The 20231-nt window shown below is 56.5% G+C and carries 15 protein-coding genes; 7 read left to right on the top strand and 8 right to left on the bottom strand.

All coding sequences use genetic code 11. The features are described from left to right. Positions 1 to 29: 29 nt before the first annotated feature. Complete coding sequence (locus tag LH22_RS13110; protein ID WP_038647198.1) at positions 30 to 1529, bottom strand: YdgA family protein; 1500 nt, start codon at positions 1527 to 1529, stop codon at positions 30 to 32. A 129-nt stretch (positions 1530 to 1658) separates the two neighbouring features. Continuing rightward, complete coding sequence (gene manA, locus LH22_RS13105) at positions 1659 to 2834, bottom strand: mannose-6-phosphate isomerase (RefSeq protein ID WP_038647196.1); 1176 nt, start codon at positions 2832 to 2834, stop codon at positions 1659 to 1661. A gap of 196 nt (positions 2835 to 3030) precedes the next feature. Here manA and fumC point away from each other — a divergent pair, with 196 nt between their 5' ends. Continuing rightward, positions 3031 to 4428, top strand: coding sequence for a class II fumarate hydratase (gene fumC, locus LH22_RS13100; RefSeq protein ID WP_038647193.1), 1398 nt, complete (start codon positions 3031 to 3033; stop codon positions 4426 to 4428). Positions 4429 to 4511: 83 nt separating this feature from the next. Here the strand turns inward: fumC and tus are convergent, their stop codons facing one another. After that, a complete protein-coding gene (tus, locus tag LH22_RS13095; protein WP_038647191.1) occupies positions 4512 to 5438 on the bottom strand; it encodes a DNA replication terminus site-binding protein in 927 nt (308 codons plus the stop codon). 156 nt (positions 5439 to 5594) lie between these two features. On the opposite strand from tus, the gene LH22_RS13090 reads away from it, so the two are divergent. The 3 genes from LH22_RS13090 to LH22_RS21015 all read left to right on the top strand — a co-directional run bounded on the left by LH22_RS13090 (position 5595) and on the right by LH22_RS21015 (position 7714). Continuing rightward, positions 5595 to 6776: an MFS transporter gene (locus tag LH22_RS13090; protein WP_038647189.1), complete on the top strand. Its 1182-nt coding sequence runs from the start codon at positions 5595 to 5597 to the stop codon at positions 6774 to 6776. A gap of 177 nt (positions 6777 to 6953) precedes the next feature. Beyond that, the gene (locus LH22_RS13085; protein WP_038647187.1) at positions 6954 to 7439 is read left to right on the top strand and encodes an RrF2 family transcriptional regulator; all 486 of its coding nucleotides are present in this window, start codon (positions 6954 to 6956) and stop codon (positions 7437 to 7439) included. 110 nt (positions 7440 to 7549) lie between these two features. Then, positions 7550 to 7714, top strand: coding sequence for an ATP-binding protein (locus LH22_RS21015; protein WP_430904154.1), 165 nt, complete (start codon positions 7550 to 7552; stop codon positions 7712 to 7714). A gap of 48 nt (positions 7715 to 7762) precedes the next feature. Here LH22_RS21015 and oqxB read toward each other — a convergent pair whose 3' ends face one another. Continuing rightward, positions 7763 to 10915, bottom strand: a complete 3153-nt coding sequence (oqxB, locus tag LH22_RS13080; protein ID WP_038647184.1) for a multidrug efflux RND transporter permease subunit OqxB — start codon at positions 10913 to 10915, stop codon at positions 7763 to 7765. Positions 10916 to 10933: 18 nt separating this feature from the next. Continuing rightward, complete coding sequence (locus LH22_RS13075; RefSeq protein WP_038647183.1) at positions 10934 to 12088, bottom strand: efflux RND transporter periplasmic adaptor subunit; 1155 nt, start codon at positions 12086 to 12088, stop codon at positions 10934 to 10936. A gap of 295 nt (positions 12089 to 12383) precedes the next feature. On the opposite strand from LH22_RS13075, the gene LH22_RS13070 reads away from it, so the two are divergent. The 3 genes from LH22_RS13070 (at position 12384) to LH22_RS13060 (ending at position 13523) form a co-directional block, all read left to right on the top strand. Beyond that, positions 12384 to 12731 carry a helix-turn-helix domain-containing protein gene (locus LH22_RS13070; RefSeq protein WP_038647181.1) on the top strand — a complete coding sequence of 116 codons (348 nt, stop codon included), beginning with the start codon at positions 12384 to 12386 and terminating at the stop codon, positions 12729 to 12731. Between the two features lie 88 nt (positions 12732 to 12819). Continuing rightward, entirely contained in the window at positions 12820 to 13254 is a 435-nt protein-coding gene (locus tag LH22_RS13065; protein ID WP_038647179.1) for a ribonuclease domain-containing protein, read from the top strand. Positions 13255 to 13256: 2 nt separating this feature from the next. Further along, complete coding sequence (locus LH22_RS13060) at positions 13257 to 13523, top strand: barstar family protein (protein ID WP_038647177.1); 267 nt, start codon at positions 13257 to 13259, stop codon at positions 13521 to 13523. Here the strand turns inward: LH22_RS13060 and LH22_RS13055 are convergent, their stop codons facing one another. From LH22_RS13055 to LH22_RS13045, 3 genes are read right to left on the bottom strand one after another with little or no spacing between them, the layout of a single operon-like run. Beyond that, the gene (locus LH22_RS13055) at positions 13524 to 15896 is read right to left on the bottom strand and encodes a virulence factor SrfC family protein (RefSeq protein ID WP_038647175.1); all 2373 of its coding nucleotides are present in this window, start codon (positions 15894 to 15896) and stop codon (positions 13524 to 13526) included. Beyond that, complete coding sequence (locus LH22_RS13050; RefSeq protein WP_038647174.1) at positions 15893 to 18865, bottom strand: virulence factor SrfB; 2973 nt, start codon at positions 18863 to 18865, stop codon at positions 15893 to 15895. The genes LH22_RS13055 and LH22_RS13050 overlap by 4 nt, the downstream gene beginning before the upstream one ends. A 2-nt stretch (positions 18866 to 18867) precedes the next feature. Beyond that, positions 18868 to 20217: an SrfA family protein gene (locus tag LH22_RS13045; RefSeq protein WP_038647171.1), complete on the bottom strand. Its 1350-nt coding sequence runs from the start codon at positions 20215 to 20217 to the stop codon at positions 18868 to 18870. Positions 20218 to 20231 lie beyond the last annotated feature (14 nt).

Here is a 20231-nt window from a genome sequence, read left to right as displayed (position 1 = left end):
CAGCGCCGGTTCGGCGCTGCATCCTCTGATTACTCAGGCATCCCTTCGCTGGTCTGCGCACCCAGCATATAGCGAGACAAGAACTGTTCCAGTGACATCTTGTCGCCATTCATCGTCACCTGGCCGTTGCCGTACTGCAGGCTGGTGGTGATGTTGTCATCCTGTTGCTGCGTCAGACGGAACATCTGGCCCATTGCCGCCAGACCTTTCACCTGCTGGTCCGCCATCTTTTGCGCATCGTCGCTCTGATAACCTTCGGCCAGGCCGACATGACGCATCGTTTCGGTGGCCATTGGCATATTGATGTTCAGTTTGCCATCCAGCGTTTTCAGTACGCGATCCACTGCCGCGCCCAACGTCTGCGCTTCACCGGTGACGGTGGCGGGATCGTTAAAGCCGATGCTGAGGTTAAAGGTACTTTCCCCTTTATCGTTTTTCCAGCTCAGCGGCGCGATGCTGACGGTAGGTGAACCCTTCAGCAGCGTCGGCAGGTTATTCTTCAGGATGGTCTGCACGCTAGCCTGATAGCGGACGGGGTTCTCGACTAAACCTGGCTGGTTCAGCAGTGCCTGCATCTGCGCGTTGTAGCTATCCGAGAAGGTTTTCACCGCTTGCGCATCAAACTGTGCAAACTTCATCGCCAGCTTAGCTTCGCCGAACGGCTGCTTCTGCAAGCTAATATTGCCGACGTTCATATTCAGATCGCCGCCGATTTTGCCATCTTTATTATCGAAGGAAGATTGGGTGTCCAGCTTCTGCAATGACAAACCTTCCTGGCCGTTAATGCTGGCGTCGAGTTTATCCAGGCTGATGGACTGATCGCCGACGCGCACGCCTTCCGGGCTGAGATGGGTATCACCCTTCAGCTTCAGGCCGTTAAGGGTAAACAGCACCGGCTGCTCAACCTGGTTTTTGCTGGTGACGGCAATGCTGGAAAAGTCACCGTTCAGGCTGACTTTATCGCCTTTACTGTCTGCGCTGATCTCCAGGGTTCCGCCGTTGGTGGCAAGACGGTCGCCAGTCTGCGCGTTGTTATAATCCACCGCCAGCAGATCCAGTGCGGTGTCGGTCGCACCACTGTAGCCCACACGCGTATCAGCGGTCACCAACGATTTGCCGTTGGTAAGCTCAAACAGTTTCTTCACCGCATCGGTGTTTTCCAGCTCGGTATGCACCGAAGCCATGCTCGGAATCAGGCTGCCGCGTTTCAGCTGCGCAAAGGGGAAGGGACCATGGTCGATGGTTTCGTTCAGCACGATGCTTTGACCCGGCTTCAGCAGCGGGTTGTCTTCAGTCTGTGAACTGGCCTGAATCACCAGTTTGGTTTTGCTGCTGAAGATGCCGCGCTGGTAATCCTGATAGCTGAGCGTCAGGCGAGCGTTCGGTGCATAGGCATTAAGCTGCGTGTTGGCATTCTGCAACATCTGATCCATATGGCTTTCCAGCTGCTTGCCGGTAAACCAGGCCGCGCCTGTCCAGATCACGCCGAGCGCCACAATCACACCTACGGCAACCTTGGTCTTTTTCATCGCTGAGTCGTCCTTATCCTTGGGTCCGCACGCCGCTACATGGGGTGCGACGGTGAAGAAAAACGCCCGCAGGCGTTTTAAAGTAATAGTTTGAAAGAATAGCAGTTAATGCTGGCATCGTCAGCCGGATCAACTGAGCGCGTTGTAGACCCGCGCCAGGCGTCCTGTGCCTGCGGCATTAACCGGGGATTCATTGGCAGCAACGAAGCATGATTCACCGGGCTTCAACAGCAGTTGCTCACCTGACTTCTCAATCACCGCCTGACCTTCGATACAAAATAGCAGCGCCGCACTCTGTTGCGCTAACGGCTGTGGTGTGGCGGAGAGGGCGTGGATGGCAAAGGCAAAATCGTCCACCGGAATCGGGAAGTCCAGCGTGTCTCCCACTTGCTGAGGCTGCGTCAACAAGGTGGCAGCGGGTTTCGCTTCAAACTTCAGGTTCGCCATCAACTCAGGGATATCGATGAATTTTGGTGTCAGTCCCGCACGCAGTACGTTATCGGAATTCGCCATCACTTCCAGTGCCACGCCTTTCAAATAAGCGTGCGGCGTTTCGGCAAACAGGAACATGGCTTCGCCGGGCTGCAGAGTGATGACATTTAACAACAGCGGTGAGAACAAACCGGTATCGTCCGGATAATCGGCCGCAATGCTCTTTATGGTCTGCCAGGGTTCGCCACCGCGTGAGTTGAGCGCCGATTTCAGTACCGCTAACGCCAGTGATTTAGGTTCATCATTTAGCGATAGCAGTGTGGAGAACAATTTGGCGAGGCTGACTTCATCAGGTTTTTCAAGGAAGTGAGCGATTTGCGGGTGGGCACCCGCCACGGGTTCCAGCAGTGAGACAATCTCGTGCATTTCGCGAAAGCCGTTCATCGCCTGGAAAGGGGTCAGGGCATACACCAGTTCCGGCTTATGATTCGCATCTTTGTAGTTGCGTTCAGCGGCGCCAATCGGAATACCGGCAGCATTCTCGCGCGCAAAACCCTCTTCAGCAGCGGCTTTGCTCGGGTGAACCTGAATCGATAAGGCCTGATCGGCACACAGCACCTTAAACAAAAACGGCAACTCACCAAAACGCGCTGCGACTGCCGCGCCTAAGGCTGCGGTCTGGTCATCATTGATCACATCGCGCAGGGAACGCGTTTCACCCTTGAACTCAACGGTTGACGGACTTTTAGGGTGGGCACCCATCCACAGTTCCGCCATCGGTAATCCTTGCGGGTTCTCAATGCCGTAAAGTTCGGTCAGCGCAGTTTTGCTGCCCCAAGCGTAATTTTGCAGCGAATTGTTCATTTTTTGCATCGTTTAACCTTAATAACCGTAAGTAAATAGGCTTATTAAAGCAGAAAGTGCCATACAAAATACATCAACAAGTGCAATAAACGCGATGGGCTCGCATAATGTTAATTTCTTGTGTGTGACAATCTTGCTCGCTCAACGGCGTCGCGGGAAGACGACCTGGGCGGAAACCTCAAATCTGAGCTAAGGAGACGTAGTCATGGCAGCGAATCGCATTGAAAAAGATTCAATGGGACCGATCGAAGTACCGGCAGATAAGTTGTGGGGGGCACAAACCCAGCGTTCGCTGGAGCATTTCCGTATCTCAACCGAGAAGATGCCCGTCGCATTAGTGCATGCGTTGGCATTGACCAAACGCGCTGCAGCCCAGGTGAACCGCGATCTTGGCCTGTTGCCGGCAGAGCGGGCGGAAGCGATCCTGAAAGCCGCTGATGAAGTGCTGGCTGATAAACACAGTGACGAGTTCCCGCTGGCGATCTGGCAGACCGGTTCCGGTACTCAGACCAACATGAATATGAACGAAGTGCTGGCCAACCGTGCCAGTGAAATTCTCGGCGGCGAGCGTGGCATGTCGCGTTTGGTGCACCCAAACGATGACGTCAACAAGAGCCAGAGCTCCAACGACGTGTTCCCCACCGCCATGCACGTGGCTGCGGTCATCGCCGTGCGGGAGCAGCTGATTCCGCAGATTCATGTCCTGAAAAAGACCCTGAGCGAGAAGTCTGAAGCCTTTAAGGACATCGTGAAGATTGGTCGTACTCACCTGCAAGATGCCACGCCGTTGACGCTGGGTCAGGAGATTTCCGGCTGGGTCGCGATGCTGGAACATAACCTCAAGCACATCGAACACAGCATTCCCCATGTCGCTGAACTGGCGCTGGGTGGCACGGCGGTGGGCACCGGCTTAAATACCCATCCGGAGTATGCGGTTCGCGTGGCGAAAGCGCTGGCCGAACTGACTCAGCAACCGTTTGTTACTGCACCGAATAAGTTTGAAGCGCTGGCAACCTGCGATGCGCTGGTGCATGCACATGGCGCATTGAAAGGCCTGGCGGCGTCACTGATGAAAATCGCCAACGACGTGCGCTGGCTGGCATCGGGTCCGCGTTGCGGGATTGGCGAACTCGCCATTCCGGAAAACGAACCGGGCAGCTCAATCATGCCAGGTAAAGTGAACCCAACGCAGTGTGAAGCGCTGACCATGCTGTGCTGCCAGGTGATGGGTAACGACGTCGCGGTGAACATTGGTGGGGCATCGGGCAACTTCGAGTTGAACGTGTTCCGTCCGATGGTGATCCATAACTTCCTGCAGTCAATTCGTTTGCTGGCTGATGGTATGGACAGCTTCAACCATCACTGTGCGGTGGGCATCGAACCGGTACGCGAGCGCATCGATCAGTTGCTGAATGAATCGTTGATGCTGGTGACCGCGTTGAATACCCATATCGGTTACGACAAAGCGGCAGAAATCGCCAAGAAAGCCCATAAAGAAGGGCTGACGCTAAAAGGCTCAGCGCTGAAGCTCGGCTATCTGACCGAAAAGCAGTTTGACGAGTGGGTAAGGCCGGAAGAGATGGTTGGCAGCATGAAGCAATAATTATCGCGGTTAACTGAGGGTTGATACGGCCCAATTCAGCGATAGTGGGTTATTACAGAGGCGGCCTAAGGGCCGCTTCTTCGTTAAAGCTTGTCGCTCCACAAATATAGCCGTGGGATCACCAGATGCAGCGGCTGCGCCAGCGGCTTATGACGATGCGTGACGTTATCAGCATCGTAATCCAGCAATTCTCCCAAAATTGGCACCTGCGTCTTATCCCGGCACAACACCAGCAGCGGTGAAGGGCAGGCGAGTTGCACCTGCTTCTTATTACTGGCGCGCCACACGCGGGCAATGGGTTGAACCTTCACGGGACGTTTGATTTTCAGTTTGGCATCGGCGGGCAGTGACAGGATCATGTCCAGCTCCTGCTGGACTTTTTCTGCCCACTGTTCGCGCGTCCAGGGCGCTTGCGCACGGTTTGCCTTCAGGCTGCGTTCCAGTTGCTCGACCACGGCTTCACGCGTCAGGTTTTTAATGATGTTCTTGTTGGCCCAACCAAAACGCAGGCTATCCGGCGCGTGCAGTAAGGTCACGCTACGGTAGGCGTTCAGAGTGATTAAACCGCGCAAATGCTGGTGAACAAACTCAAAGCGCGCCTCGCTCGGCAGGCCTGACTCCACGGTAATCAGGTGCTCAAGGCGCAGTTTAAGCGCGTTGATATCGGCCACCTGCTGACTGATGTGCTCGCTGACGGCTTCATCCGCTTCTATACAGATGGCGCCAGGCAAACGCACCGCAGCCTTGGTGCTGAGTTTTTCCGACTGGTGCTGCATAAACAGACGACAGTAGTGAGCCAGCGCCATGTCACGTGCTTTTTGCCCGAGATGTTGAGTGACGGCGATACGCTCAATCTCATCATTCTCGTGGCCTTTCTCGATTTCGGGCAAGCTGAATGCGCGCGCAATCAGCAACGGCTGTTGTTCAACCTGCTGGCGCAGGGTCGTCAAACCTTGTTCCAATGCGTTGACGCACTCGTGCAAATCAGCCACTAAATCATAGCGAGACATGTTACGCTCCGTAGTTACAACATACCATTTAACTTATCGTATTTGGTGCCGATCTTCCACTCTGTAAACGTGATTTCGCGAAGCAGGGCACACAAGCATTTTTCCAGCAGGATGAACATGTTATAACAATGCTTTGCCTGCTAATGGAAACGTGTCGTGGAGCATCACCCTAAACCTGCGGTTCCTGCCATTGTGACATTGGGCGGGGTCCAAATCCTCTCATGGGGCGGATCCTTTTATCTCATGGCCGTGATGGCGAATCCGATTATCGCGGAAACCGGCTGGTCTCAGCAGTGGGTGTATGGCGCGTTGTCGCTGGGCATTTTGGTTTCTGGCCTGTTAGCGCCCTGGAGTGGCCGCTTGATTGCTGGCAGCTATGGTCGCGTGTTACTGGCGTCGAGTGGAGCGATGATGGCATTGGGTCTGGTCATCATGGGATTGAGCCACCATTTACTGCTGTTTCTCTTTGCCTGGCTGATTATCGGCATTGGAATGGCGATGGGTTTATACGACGCCCTGTTTGCCACTCTTGGAACGCTGTACGGTGGACAGGCTCGCGGTGCGATCACCGGCATTACCTTAATCTCCGGCTTTTGCACCACGCTGGTGTGGCCGGGCACTGCGCTGCTGATTCACTGGCTTGACTGGCGTGGCGCCTGTTTCGCCATTGCCGCGCTGTTATGCCTCACCGTGTTGCCTGCCTACTGGTATGCCCTGCCTGCGCCAATTAAGCCCATTGTGAAAACGGCGACAAAGCAGCGTAACGCCAGTGGTGATTTGGCACCCGCGCTGTTTTGGTTGTTATGCAGCATTTTTACCCTCGCTTCGGTGATCATGACTGCTATCTCGGTGCAGTTGATCAGTCTGTTACAGGCCAGCGGCCACTCATTAACCGCCGCCTTGGCCATCAGTGCGATTCTGGGCCCTTGTCAGGTGGGGTCACGTATTGTGGATATCGCGTTCAAACGCGGACATCCGATCTGGACGACATTTTTCTCGGTAGGATTAGTGGCGATAGGGCTGCTGTTGCTGACCCTTTATCCTAAATTCGCACTGGTCAGCATGGTGCTCTATGGTGCCGGAAATGGCCTGCGTGCCATTGTGCGCGGAACTTTACCGCTAGTCATGGTCAAACCAGAGGCTTATGCCATTGTGGTTGGGCGCATGGCGCGCCCGGCACTGATTGGCCAGGCATTAACGCCGCTGGTAGGGGGGTATGTTTTTCAGCAGTTCGGGGCGAATGCCACATTGTGGCTGCTGTGCCTGCTGGCGTTAATCAACGTGTTGTTGGTGGGGGTGCTGAAGCAAAAATTGCCTGCACTGAAGCCGAAAACGTAAAAGGGGGCGATAAACTAAGCAGCCTGTGCGCTTCTGCCTGATCAAATGATGAATACGTGCCTTGATCACAGTCGCTGGCTTCTAAAAAGCAACAGTGTTTGTTATATTTATTGCTCATTGATTACTCACTGTCGCGGTATGAAAACAATAAGATAGACCGCAAATCAGGATACAGAAATGCTAGATTACCGCTTCCCGACAGCTTTGCAGATGGTTTTGAGCGTAGCGATGGCGGAGCAACTGGGCAAACGCTCGACCAGTGCTATTTTGGCTTATGGTCTTGAAGCGAACCCCAGTTTCATTCGGAAACTGATGGTTCCGTTAACACGCGATGGCATCATCGTCTCTACGCTTGGACGTACCGGTTCGATCCACTTAGGCCGCCCGGCGGCGGAGATCACGCTGCGTGACATTTATACTTCTGTAATTGAAGATAAAAAGCTCTGGGCTTCACGCCCTGATGTGGCGCCGCGTTGCCTGGTCAGTGCGAATTTGTGCTGGTACTTCAAATCGATTGCGGAAGAAGCAGAAGAAGCGTCGTTGAAGGTGCTGGAGACGCGTACGGTGGCTGACGCACTGGCTGAGCTAAAGAAACACGATACCAGCAGCTGCGATGAATTGCCCGATCTCGAAATCGAAGATCTCTGCAAACGAACCCGCTGAAATCAGTAAAACGGTTACCGGACATCCGCCCGGTAACCGAGATTTTACGACTTAGACACCCCGTCCTTTGACATCTCATCTTTTTCCATACCGTCTTTTGCCATGCCATCGTGAGTCAGACCTTGTTTGAACGGCCTTCCATCATTGACCCTGACCGCCGCAACAATGGTGGACTGGGTTTAGTGATCGTTCGTCGTATGGTGCAATTGCATCGCGGTGATATTGCCCTGAAACCCGCGCCGGGTGCCTGTTTCAGGCTCTTCGTTCCCTTATAAAAAAGGCGGCCATCCTCGGCCGCCTCACTCAATTGACTGTAAACCGATTTACACCGTCTGCACTTCCGCATCTGGCTGTTTACGCGTGACCAGCTTACGCAACGTCACATAGAACACTGGCGTCAGGAACAAACCAAACAGCGTCACGCCCAACATGCCTGAGAACACCGTAATCCCGGTAACACCGCGCACTTCCGCACCGGCACCTTCACCCAAAATCAGCGGAATGGTACCGGCGATGAAGGCGATGGAAGTCATCACGATCGGGCGCAGACGCAGGCGACAGGCTTCCAGCGCCGATTCGACAATCCCTTTGCCCTGCATCTCCAGCTCGCGTGCAAACTCGACGATCAGAATCGCGTTCTTACACGCCAGTCCCATCAGTACCACCAGACCTACCTGCACAAACACGTTGTTATCGCCGCCGGTGAGCCACACACCGACCAGCGCGGACAGCATGGTGACCGGCACAATCAGGATCACCGCCAGCGGCAGCGTCCAGCTCTCATACAGCGCCGCCAGCACCAGGAACGCCAGCAGTACCGCAACCGGGAAGACGATAAACGCGGTATTGCCTTGCGTCGCCTGCTGGTAGCTCAGGTCGGTCCACTCAATATTCATGCCGTTTGGCAGTACCTGGCTCGACATCGCCTCCAGCTTTTCCATCGCCTGTGCCGAAGAGAGCACGCGTGGATCGGCATCACCAATCAGGTCCGCCGCCGGATAGCCGTTGTAGCGAATCACCGGATCGGGGCCGTAAGTGGTGGTGATGTTGACCATACTGCCGATTGGCACCATCTCGCCCTGATTGTTACGGGTACGCAGATTGGCAATATCCTGCACGCTGCTACGGAAATCACCGTCCGCCTGCGCCATCACACGCCAGGTACGACCAAACTTGTTGAAGTCGTTGACGTAAGAGGAGCCGAGATACACCTGCAAGGTACTGAACAGGTCAGTCAACGACACGCCTTGCGCTTTGGCTTTATCACGATCAACCTGCACATCCAGTTGTGGCACGTTGGCTTGATACGAGGAGATCGGGAACATCATGCCTGGCGTCTGCATCACCGCACCGGAAAGGGTATTAATGGCGGTTTGCAACGCACCGTAACCTAAGCCCGCACGATCCTGCACATACAGCGAGTAACCCGAACCCTGACCCAGCCCCAGAATCGGCGGTGGCATAATCGAGAAACCAAAGCCTTGCTGGATTTTGGAGATTTTCGCGTTGATTTCAGCGTTAATCTCCGCAGCCGTACGGGTACGTTCATTAAACGGCTTCAGACCGAAGAATACGGTCCCGGTGTTCGGCGTATTGGTGAACTGCAAGGCATTCAAACCGGGGAAGGCGACAGAGTAGGCCACGCCTTCGGTGTTCATCCCGATTTCGCTCATCTTGCGAATCACTTCATCGGTACGTGCCAGTGACGAACCTTCCGGCATTTTTACGCCGCCAATCAGATACAGCTTATCCTGCGTCGGAATAAAGCCGCCCGGCACGGTATGGAACATAAAGCCCGCGCCCGCCAGCAGTATCACGTAAACGCCAAATACCGCACCGCGACGACGCAGGGTTTTGCCGACCATCGACTCGTAGCCATCCGAACTGCGCTGGAAGAAGCGGTTGAACGGACGGAAAATCCAGCCGAGCAAGCGATCAATCAGACGCGTCGGCATATCTTTCGGTGCATCATGCGACTTCAGTAGCTTGGCCGCCAGCGCCGGAGAGAGCGTCAGTGAGTTAATGGCGGAGATCACCGTGGAGATGGCAATCGTCACCGCAAACTGTTTGTAGAACTGACCGGTCACACCGGACAGGAACGCCATCGGCACGAATACCGCACACAGCACTAGCGCAATCGCGATAATCGGCCCCGACACTTCGCGCATCGCCTGATGCGCAGCCGCTGTCGGTGAGAGTCCCATCGCGATATTACGTTCGACGTTCTCCACTACCACAATGGCGTCATCCACCACGATCCCTATCGCCAACACCAACCCGAACAAACTGAGGGTGTTGAGCGAGAAGCCCAGCAGGTAAAGCACACTGAACGTCCCCACCACCGAAACCGGCACGGCCAGCAACGGAATGATCGATGCGCGCCAGGTTTGCAGGAACAGGATCACCACCAGCACGACCAGTACAATCGCTTCAAACAGCGTTTGCACCACGGCACGAATCGAGTCACGCACGAACACGGTTGGATCGTACGGTGCCGCCCACTGCACATCATCCGGGAAACGAGTGGCCAGTTCGGCCATCTTGTCACGCACAGCATTCGACAGGTCGATGGCATTGGCGCCCGGGGCCTGGAAGATACCGATACCGACCGCATCCTTGTTATTCAGCTGCGATCGCAGGGCGTAACTACCTGAACCCATCTCAATACGCGCCACGTCACGCAGGCGCACCAGCGAGCCGTCATCGGCAGTTTTCAGGATAATATTGCCAAACTGTTCTTCGCTCTCCAGACGGCCCTGGGTGTTGATCGACAACAGGAAGTCACTGGCCTTTTTGGTTGGCTCAGCGCCTAACTGACCGGCAGACACTTGCACGTTCTGCTCCTGCATGGCGCTGACCACATCCGAAGCGGTCATACCACGCGCCGCCACCTTGTTGGGATCAAGCCATACACGCATCGCGTACTCACCGGCACCGAAGATCTGAATCTGACCAACGCCCGGCAGGCGCGCCAGCTCATCTTTCACCTTCAGCGTGGCGTAGTTGCGCAGATAGAGTGAGTCATACTTGCCCTTCGGCGAGAACATGTGCACCACCAGCGTCAGCGTCGGTGACATCTTCTGCGTGGTCAAACCCAATTGACGCACTTCCTCCGGCAAGCGCGCTTCTGCCTGCGCCACACGGTTCTGAACCTGAACCTGAGCCTGATCGGGATCGGTACCCGGACGGAAGGTCACGGTGGTGACCAGCACGCCATCAGAACCGGCCACCGACTTCATGTACATCATGTTTTCGACCCCGTTGATCGCCTCTTCCAGTGGCGTCGCCACGGAATCAGCAATCACTTTGGGGTTGGCACCAGGATATTCCGCGCGCACCTGCACGCTGGGTGGCACCACATTGGGATATTCACTGATCGGCAGCAGCGGGATGGCGATCAGTCCGGTGGTAAATATCAAAATCGACAGTACCGCCGCAAAGATCGGTCGGTCGATAAAAAAGCGGGAGAAATCCATAACAGGCAGTCTCGATTATTATTGAGCGGAGCGCATTGCCACCGGCTGAGCTTTCACCGGCATGCCAGGCATGAAGACTTTCTGCAGGCCATTGACGATCACTTTGTCACCCGGCTTCAAACCGGATTGCACAATGCGCAGGCCATCAGCCAACTCGCCAGCCTGAATATCGCGACGCTCGGCTTTACCCTGCGCATCGACCACATACACGTATTTACGATCCTGATCGGTCAACACTGCTTTATCGTCGATCAACAGCGCGTTAAACGCGGCGCTGCCGGGTAAACGCACGCGGGCAAACAGACCTGGGGTGAACTGACGTTCATGATTATCCAGCGTGGCGCGCATGCGAATGGTGCCAGTGCTGGCGGTCAGTTGGTTGTCGAGGAAGTCAACGGTGCCACGATGCGGATAACCTTGCTCGCCGGTCAGCGCGATTTCCACCGGCAGCGAACCGCGATTTTGTCCCTGACGTGCCATCGCCTGATACTGCAGATAGGTGGCTTCATCGACGTCGAAATAGACGTACATTCGATCCTGCGACACCAGCGTGGTCAGCACGCTGGCACTGTCACCGGCTGTCACCAGGTTACCGGTGGTGATCATCGCGCGGCTGGCACGGCCATCAATCGGGGCAGTGACGCGGGTAAAATCGAGATTCAGCTGCGCCATATCAACGGCGGCCTGCGCGGAAAGCACATTAGCTTGCGCCTGGTTTGCCGCCGATCGACGCTGCTCCCACTCTTCGCGTGACACCACATTGGTGCCAATCAGTTTATCGGTGCGCGCCGACTCACTGCGTGCCAGCGAGGCCTGACTGCGCGCGGTGGCGAGTTCAGCTTGTGCCTGCTCTAACGTCGCGCGATAGGTGCGGTCATCAATGGTAAACAGCACCTGACCCTTTTTCACGTCATCGCCTTCGCGATAGTTAACCTGATCGATATAGCCGGAAACGCGGGGGCGCAGTTGCACACTTTGCACCGCTTCAAAGCGACCATTGAAGCTATCCCATTGACTGACTTTTTGTTCGACCACCTGCGCGACACTCACTTCGGGCGGCGGTGGCGGGGCGTTTTGCGCCACACCCCGATCGCAAGCGGCCAGCAGGCTTCCCAGCAACATCACTCCTGACAGGCTTACTGCCCGACGAACCCCATATGTTTGCAGATGCATTGTTGTTATTCCGCGTTGGTGTGAAAAAAGAAAGGACATGTACGAAAAATCTGCAACTTTTAAGATTGCATTAAAACGCGATGAGTGTAGGCTGCTGCAAACTGCATCTGCAAGAATATCTGATACACTTTATGTGCTGTTTTGATCAATTCGTTTCAGAGGGGGAAAGCCCCTACGGCGAGTGCGGCATTTAATGCAATAATAAAACTTGCATTAAATGTCATAGTCAGTCACCCTTAAAGTGTAATTGCAACTGATACTGATACTGTTCGTTAAGGCGACGGGAGAAAATGGGATGATGAGCGACGCATTTATTCACGATCTGATCGACTGGATTGATAACAACATTGAAGCACGTCTGGATCTGGACACCGTAGCAGGGCGCGCCGGTTATTCGAAATGGCACCTGCAACGTATGTTCAAAGAGCACACCGGCTACCCGCTGGGTGAGTACATTCGTAATAAGAAACTGAAAAAATCGGCGGACCGTTTAACGACCACCAACGAACCGATCCTTAATGTGGCGATTTCACTGGGGTTTGATTCGCAGCAGTCGTTCAATCGCAGCTTCAAACGTCAGTATGGCGTGGCGCCAGGCGCATGGCGTCGACATGCCGTGCCATCAGCGAGTGCGATGCAGTAACACCTCCGCCAGGGCCAGCTATGCTGGCCCGCGTTCTTCTTCACGATAATCCTGCTATTATCGGCGTCCTGCACTTCGGGATGTCACTATGTCAAAGAAACTCTGGATTGGACTCATTCTCGCGCTGGCCGCCACCTGGGCCGGGCTTAAGCCGCATTTAACCGGTAAAACCGCCACACACGGCACAGATATTGCCAAACTCACCGAAGCCCACACCGTGGCGCAGTGGTTACAGCAAAATCATCAGTTGCCGGATCTTTATCTCACCAAAAGTGAAGCACGCCGTCAGGGCTGGAACCCCAGCAAAGGCGACTTGTGCACGGTGTTGCCGGGTCGAGCCATTGGTGGCGATCGTTTTAGCAATCGTGAGCAACGCCTGCCAATGCAAGCGGGGCGGCAATGGTATGAGGCTGATGTGAATTACGATTGCGGCCACCGCGACGCCGATCGTCTGCTTTACTCTTCAGATGGACTGATCTTTCTGACCACCGATCACTATCGCAGCTTCAAACAGGTGAACTAACCATGTTGACGCTCTCTTTTGATTTCCAGCAATTGGCCAGCCGGCAGGCGTTCTACCGCGAGTTTGTGGCCCAAAGCGGCTGCAGCGGAGAGTTTGGCTGTAATCTGGATGCACTGTGGGATTGGCTGACGGGCGGGATTGCGCTGCCGGCTGAACTGCATTTGCATCATATTGCACAGGCGAGCGAGGCGGAGTTTGCACCGGTGCTGGCGCTGATGGAAGAAGCGGCGCAGCAGCTGCGAGGCGAGCTGCGCCTGATTCATGACTGATTACGCGTGCAGTGGCAGCAGCAGAATCGCCAGCATCTGACGGGCATTGGCGGGCAGATCGCTGCCGCCGGTATAGCCGTTGTTTTCCACGATCACCGAATTTAATCCCACCAGCCAGTCATAAATATAATACGCGGTATGATTAGCGGGTGCGGCTGACAAACGCGTTAAACGCTGGCCAGGCGAGAAGCTCACGCTTGGCGCAGGTGGACGTGCGAAGATGGTTTGTCCGCGATTAACACGACTCTCAGGCCGTTCACTCTCCGGGCGCTGCAGGAAGCCTAACCAGGCCACAAAATCCCCCAGCACCGTCATCGCACGGGAAACCTGGCGATCGGTCCGCGCTTCATGCGCACTGGCCTGAGCATCCGGTTCGTTAAGCGCGCTCTGCAGCTTGCTTAATACCTTCAGGCGGAAGCTGGCGGTAATCAGCTCTTCCACCAGCAATTCCATGGTCGGTTTATCCACGTTCAGCAGCGTGAGTAAACTCCGGCTCTCCGGCAACTGACGTAGGTGCTCAAGCCACAGCGCAAACACCTGCTGCGGAAATTGCTGATCGCGCTGGCCGCTGCCGTTACGCGGTTCCGCAGGGGCCACCGGTTCATCTTTAAACAGGTCAAACTCAAAGCCAATACCAAAATAGCTCTGCTCAGCCGCAGCGGTTTTCGCGCTGTGCTGCACGACATTGCCGCTGCTCTGGCTCAGCCACAGCTGGCGCACTGCTTCGCGCGAAGGCTGCAAGCGCTCCAGCAGTTCGCCGTGCAGGCCAGTGCGATGTTGCAGGCACTTCAGCAAGGTATCGGAAATCGCCTGCTTGCGTGCTGCTTGTTCTGGCGTGGCAGTGGATTCGGTCCACGGTTGCAAACGCTCCACCAGCTTTTGCTGCAAAGTGCTTAATTGCTGGGCCAGACGATCACGACGTGCTTCTGGCTGCATTTCGTCCTGCAACCAGCTGCCCATGCGATCGACACCTGCACGATCGAGTGCCAGCATGGAACCCCAGCTCTGTCCTGGTTGCCCGATCTGACGCTGTACGGCTTCATCCACATTAATCTGATGCTGCTGGTAACGCGCATCGTGCGGGGTAATCGCCCAAATCAGGCGGGGTTTTTCCCCGCTGGCGGCCACAGTTTGGTGGATATGCCATTCACGCAGGGCGTTAGCGGCAAGCTCGGTATCCTGACGCTGGCTGGCGGCAGTACAAATTAACATCAGGTCGATGCCCTGACGTGCGGCATACAGACCCGGCAGCAGCGCGCGTTTCTGCTCCAGCAGCGCAGCGCGCAAAGCATCGCGCTTGCGCAGTTGCGCTAAATCCTCTTGCTGGCCCGAATCAGCAGGCTGGCCGGGCGCAGGCAGTTCCAGCATATCGGCTTCATCATACAGCGCCTGACGCGGTGTCGAACTCAATGGAACGGTGATTTCCAGCGTCAGCAGCGCCAGTAAGCCCAGCGGCACTTGTTGCGGTTTGCCGACACGATTGGCGACGATCGGGCAGACTTCAATCATTTCCTGCCAGTCTGCATCGTGGCTAATCAGTTTCTCCGCCGGCAGCGAGGCGTCATCGGTCAGCAGGCTGAGGGGGGCGAGCAGGCGTGGTGCCTGGCGCAACTGGTGACGCAGATGCATCAGATTGCGCAGCTGTTCGTTGAGCGCCACCTGGTTTGGCCACAGTAGCGCAAACAGCTGAATGCGATCATCGACGTTCAACCACGGGGCGAGTTCCACCGCCTGCGGCCAGAAGTGGCGATCCAGTACCTCGGCGTGACGATGCTGGCGGCGGCTCCACGCCCACAGTGTGATCAACGCATCGCTGTCAAGGCCCGGCTGCAGCTCGTCCTGACGATGGCGCTGCAAACGTTGCAGCGCGGCATCGATCACCGCACTATCCGGCTGCGCTTCGGTTTTGGCACAGGCCAGCACCAGACGAATCAGCTCTACGTCATTGAGCAGCGTCATTTCCAGCGGCCAGGCGCTGGACTGGGTTTCACGCTGGTGGCTGAAGCGGGTGGCAATAGCAAAATCGAGATTGCCGGGATTGATGTTCTGGAAATAGTTCACCACGCGATCGCCCAGACGTGCCATCAGCTGGCCCTGCGCATCGCCCACCATCTCACTTAACAGCCAGGCTTTGCCCGCCTGCGACTGGCCAAACAGCGCCAGCGTCACCGGACGCGCCAGTTGACGCGCCAGGGCGTGACTCTCCACGCGCGCGCGGCGCAGTTGCAGCCGCAGCGTATCCGCTTCCAGCGCCAGACGCGGTGCCTGCGCGTGGTGGTTTTCAATCCAGTTCAGTGCGCCATCCAGCGTCTCCTGCATCAGGCTCAGACGTTTGGCGGGCGTAACAGAGGTGACTCTCTTGGCAGTTCTCATCGTTTGCAGACGCTCCCGCTGTCAATCCAATACTGCGCGTTGGCATTGCCCGTCGCAGACAGCGTATTCAGTTTCAGGCTCAGTTGTTCCAGTGGCACGCGGCTGCCGTCATCCATACGGGCATCGCTCAGCACCAGACGCTCCGGGCCAAAGTTGTCAGGCCCCGGCTGGACCGCCAGCTTAATGCGCAAAATGCTTTCGCCGGCCACTTTACGTGCCAGATGCGGATCGGTGATGCTCAGACTGTAAAGGGGTGAAGCTGGCCAGCGGTCATTATCCAGCTGACGGAATCCGAGACAGACGTTACCGCGAATGCGGAAGCTGCTTTTCCGATCCAGCGCGAAATCACCTTTATCGAGGTCAATCTCGCTGTAACACAGGTTGTCATCGCTCAGCGTGGCGTTCTCATCCAGCACACCCAGATAACGGATTGTGGAGTAAGGTTCGAAATCACCCGCACGGAACCAGAAGCTGCTGAGACGCAGATCGAGCGCCAGCAGGCACAGCATCGCACCCACGGCAGCAGTGGATTTCGGGTTATCAATGCGGCCTTGTTTGTTGAACGGATACCAGTCGCTGGTGTGATAGCCTTCCAGTGACAAAATACGGCTGCCCGGCAGCGGTTGCAGGTGACGCACCAACGCCTGAATGCCCGGGAAGCGCGAAGGACGGCCGGTCAACAGCAGCACATCGCACTGATAAAGCGACACCACTTCGCACATGGCGCGCAAGGCCGGGATGATCGCCATACGATGCTGCAGGAATTCACCGTGCAACTGCGCCATGCTCACCACCAAAGGCACATCAAGCAGATCGAAGCGGTTGTCGCCGCCCAGCGTGCGCTGGATTTCACCGTTTACAAACGCCAGCACGCTGCTGGCAGGCTTTTGCGGTACCAGCTCACCGAACAGCGCATTGATTTCGCTGTGGCTGTCGAGCGGGTCCCAGTTTTCATAACGCTCCAGTACTGCCTGCGCCAGCGGGATAAACAGCTGCAGGGTGACTTGCTGACGCAGCGTGGCTTGCCCATCCATGCGGCTGTCGTGACCGAACAGTTTGTTCATCAGCGGTTCGGCCAGCGTCAGGCCTGCTTTTTGCAGACTTTGTTGCAGCGCAGGCAGAATCCACAGCTGAATCACATCCAGCAGAATATCGTCGCCCGCGACTTTAAAGCCTTCACGGAACAGCAGGCGCGGGGTGATCTTGACGTTGTTGCCCTGGCCGTCATCAAGACGATATTGGGTGATCGCCAGATCGGTGGTGCCGCCACCGATGTCGATGGAAGCAATGCGCAGGCTTTTGCCCGGCACTTCGTCGGCTTCACGCGGACGATCCGGACGTGCCATGCTGCTGAAGAAATCTTCTGCACGCCCGGCAAAGTTCACCTGGGTTTCGTTGAACAGCCACACCATCTGTCCGCAGGTGGCTTCATCCCACTCCATCTGGACATCCGGCACCGGGCGCAGACTTTTCGCCTGGCTTTGCGTGCTGAAATCGTCTTCTGCGGGATGCCAGCCTTCAGCTTTCCACACCAGCGCGATGGCTTCCTGCATGCGGCGACGGAAAATTTCCCGTTCTGGTTTTGGCATCGCTGACGGTAGCGTGAGGATCACATGACGCAACTGGCGCGGGGCCTGGCTCTGCGGCATACGCTGGCGCTGTGCCACGCTGTTCATCTGCATCATCGCCTGAGCCAGTAGCTCACACAGCATAAAGGTCATCAGCGAACTGCGGCTGTAGCTGGCAGAGAACACCGGCAGGCGATCGTCTTCAGCCAGCGCGTGCAACGGCTGGCCTTCATCGTTCAGCAGCAGGGTGAAAGGCAGCGCGGTTGCCTGTGGCTCGTCACTGCTGCCATGGGCGTTGAAGCGCCAGCCTGGCTGATAACGTGCTTCATCCCACAGATAACGGCGCGGGCTGGAGAGACCGGTGCTGCCTTCTGTGCCTGCGCGCAGCAGCGCAAGACGGCTGGCTTCGCGACCCACGCGCGTCAGCGATGGCCACATAAAGGCGTTTTCGCGGCCACTTTCCAGCGAGAAATTCGCTTTACCAAAGCGGGTTTCTGCGAATTCGAGACGGCTGTCAAACAGCTCGTTGTAGACCTGATGCGGTTCAGAGAGGTCGCGCAGTTGCAGTTCGTAAGTCTGGCGCAGACCGTTGCTCTCTTCGGCGTGGTCTTCAACCAAAATGCCGCAGGTGTGCGAGTTACCGACGTCAAGGATGATGTCCACGTTCACCGCCGGGGTTTGCAGCGAAGTGGCCTGAATGTAGATCTCGGCCAGATCCAACTGCTCACCCAGCAGTTCCAGCAGGTTGAGATAGTGAGCCTGATACTCAAACTCACGCAGCGCCTGATTCAGCTCCTGCTCGCGGCGAGACTCCAGCGCGTTGACCTGCTGCGTAAAGGTTTCACGCAGCCAGCCATCCACCCAGGTGTGGTCCAGAAACTCACCCAGTTCATAGTTGTGCCAGGCAAGGGCGAAACTCACGCCGTTTTGTGCATCGGCTTTGCTCAGACCGTGCTGTTCGCCGCCGTCCTGTTCCGGCACGATGCGGGTATCAAACGCCAGCGTAATGCGATGGGTGTTACCTGCGGCATCTGGCTGTGCCAGCGGTGCCAGGTGCAGGCGCGCCCAATTATCCGGGCCGCCGATAAAACGGCGACCGCTGGTGCAGCGCAACACCGGCAGCGGCAGCCACTGGTGTGCCAGCAGCGTTAACGAATCTGCCAGTGCAATGTCCGACTCGGGACGCACCACTTCTGCTGCACCGCCATCTTCGGGATAGAGCAAAAATTTGCCGCTGTTGCCGTCCACGTTCAGCCGCAGCAGCGGTCCGTTAGCGGTTTGACGAACGAACTGGCGGCGCGCCTGCAAGGCAGGCAGACGTAAGCCAAAATCGAGAAACTGCACACCGCTATCTTCAATCAGCGTGATTTTTTGTTTGTCATCGATGAGGGGAGCCAACATGTTTACTTACTCTCACGCTTAATCGTCAACGGGAAGACCTGATCTGCGCCGTACTGCGCAGTGCAACTGGCAATACCATCACCGGCTTTACACACCAGTTCCGGCATGCGGTAGCGCGATTTGTCGCTGCAGGTCGCAGTATAGCGGCTGCGAACCACCATGGTGCCGTCTACCGTCATCGCGGCAGTGACATCGGCTTTACAGCGGATGTTATCGCCCTGCGTAATGGTGGCGATGCCTTTACCGTTACGCAGCTGGTAACGCAGGCTCGGTGGCTTACCGGTTGGCAGGTTAGTTTGTCGTAATATGACGCGCCAGGTGCCGTTGATAAACTTCACGGAACCAATACGCGCATCTTCGGTGGTCATCACCAGGTCATCAGCCTTAGCCGGTTCCGTATGTTCAGCAATCACTTCTGGGGGGGCAGGTGGCGCGGCAGGCACCGGCGCGGCGCTGACGGTGGCCGTTTTTTGCGGCAGCGTCGCGGCCAGTTTTTCAGCTTTCGCGACCACCGGCGGTGGCGTGAAAACGGGCACGGGTGCATCGGTAACCTGGGCTTGCGGTGCGGCTTCAGGCGGTGAGCTGTGCAGCCAGAATGCCACACCTGCTGCTGCCGCGGCAGCGACCGGGAGCAGCAGCATCAGTGGACGCAGTGCGGAAGGGCGACGGACAGGCGGCTGCTCGACTTTAGGTTCAGGTTCAGGCACCGGCTGTGGCGCTTCAGGTTCAGGTTCAGGCTGGGCGATCTCGACGGGCTCTTCCACCACGGGTGCAGCAGCAACGGCAGGCACTTCAATCAACGGCGCGATAACCGGTGCCACGATAACAGCGGCCGGTGGTTCTGGCAGCAACGGCGGTAAATCCTCTTCCAGGCTGTCGCGCAGGCAGGCCAGTGCGTCATCGCGTGAGCGCGCCTGCGGATCGACAAAGCCCCAGAAGGTGATGACGGGTTTGCCATCGACCAGATAAACGTACTGCTGATCCGGGAACTGCAGCGTCTTGCTCAGTAAGGCACCAAACAGGCGCATTGCCGGATTCTCCGCGTCACGCGCGCGTAAACTTGCAGCCAGTAAATCCTGCTGATTAAGCGTCAGGCGTTCCAGCGCTTTTTGCCGCTCATGATCGCTGGCACCGCGCCACGATTTTACTTTGCCGTTAAAAGGGGCATACCAGTCGAGGCGATCCCCGCGCTCATTGGCCTGGGGAATGGCGAGGCAGTTTGCCAGAGCCGTCTGACGGCGCAAACGTAGTGTTTCACGGATTTGCAGGGCAGAGGCCCAGACCGGCTGGCCGTTTTCACCCAGTGCCAGTACCGAATCCAGATTGCCGCTGCGCAGAAAAGTTTTTGCCACTCGTAGGGCCCTTA

Origin of the sequence: Pantoea rwandensis, assembly GCF_000759475.1 — a bacterium.
In the GTDB taxonomy this organism is placed as follows: domain Bacteria; phylum Pseudomonadota; class Gammaproteobacteria; order Enterobacterales; family Enterobacteriaceae; genus Pantoea; species Pantoea rwandensis_B.
This window is presented reverse-complemented; position numbering and strand designations above follow the sequence as displayed.

Coding starts and splice junctions, on each gene's coding strand:
- LH22_RS13110 (WP_038647198.1), bottom strand. CDS start 1,529: ATGAAAAAGACCAAGGTTGCCGTAGGTGTGATTGTGGCGCTCGGCGTG.
- manA (WP_038647196.1), bottom strand. CDS start 2,834: ATGCAAAAAATGAACAATTCGCTGCAAAATTACGCTTGGGGCAGCAAA.
- fumC (WP_038647193.1), top strand. CDS start 3,031: ATGGCAGCGAATCGCATTGAAAAAGATTCAATGGGACCGATCGAAGTA.
- tus (WP_038647191.1), bottom strand. CDS start 5,438: ATGTCTCGCTATGATTTAGTGGCTGATTTGCACGAGTGCGTCAACGCA.
- LH22_RS13085 (WP_038647187.1), top strand. CDS start 6,954: ATGCTAGATTACCGCTTCCCGACAGCTTTGCAGATGGTTTTGAGCGTA.
- oqxB (WP_038647184.1), bottom strand. CDS start 10,915: ATGGATTTCTCCCGCTTTTTTATCGACCGACCGATCTTTGCGGCGGTA.
- LH22_RS13075 (WP_038647183.1), bottom strand. CDS start 12,088: ATGCATCTGCAAACATATGGGGTTCGTCGGGCAGTAAGCCTGTCAGGA.
- LH22_RS13070 (WP_038647181.1), top strand. CDS start 12,384: ATGATGAGCGACGCATTTATTCACGATCTGATCGACTGGATTGATAAC.
- LH22_RS13065 (WP_038647179.1), top strand. CDS start 12,820: ATGTCAAAGAAACTCTGGATTGGACTCATTCTCGCGCTGGCCGCCACC.
- LH22_RS13060 (WP_038647177.1), top strand. CDS start 13,257: ATGTTGACGCTCTCTTTTGATTTCCAGCAATTGGCCAGCCGGCAGGCG.
- LH22_RS13055 (WP_038647175.1), bottom strand. CDS start 15,896: ATGAGAACTGCCAAGAGAGTCACCTCTGTTACGCCCGCCAAACGTCTG.
- LH22_RS13050 (WP_038647174.1), bottom strand. CDS start 18,865: ATGTTGGCTCCCCTCATCGATGACAAACAAAAAATCACGCTGATTGAA.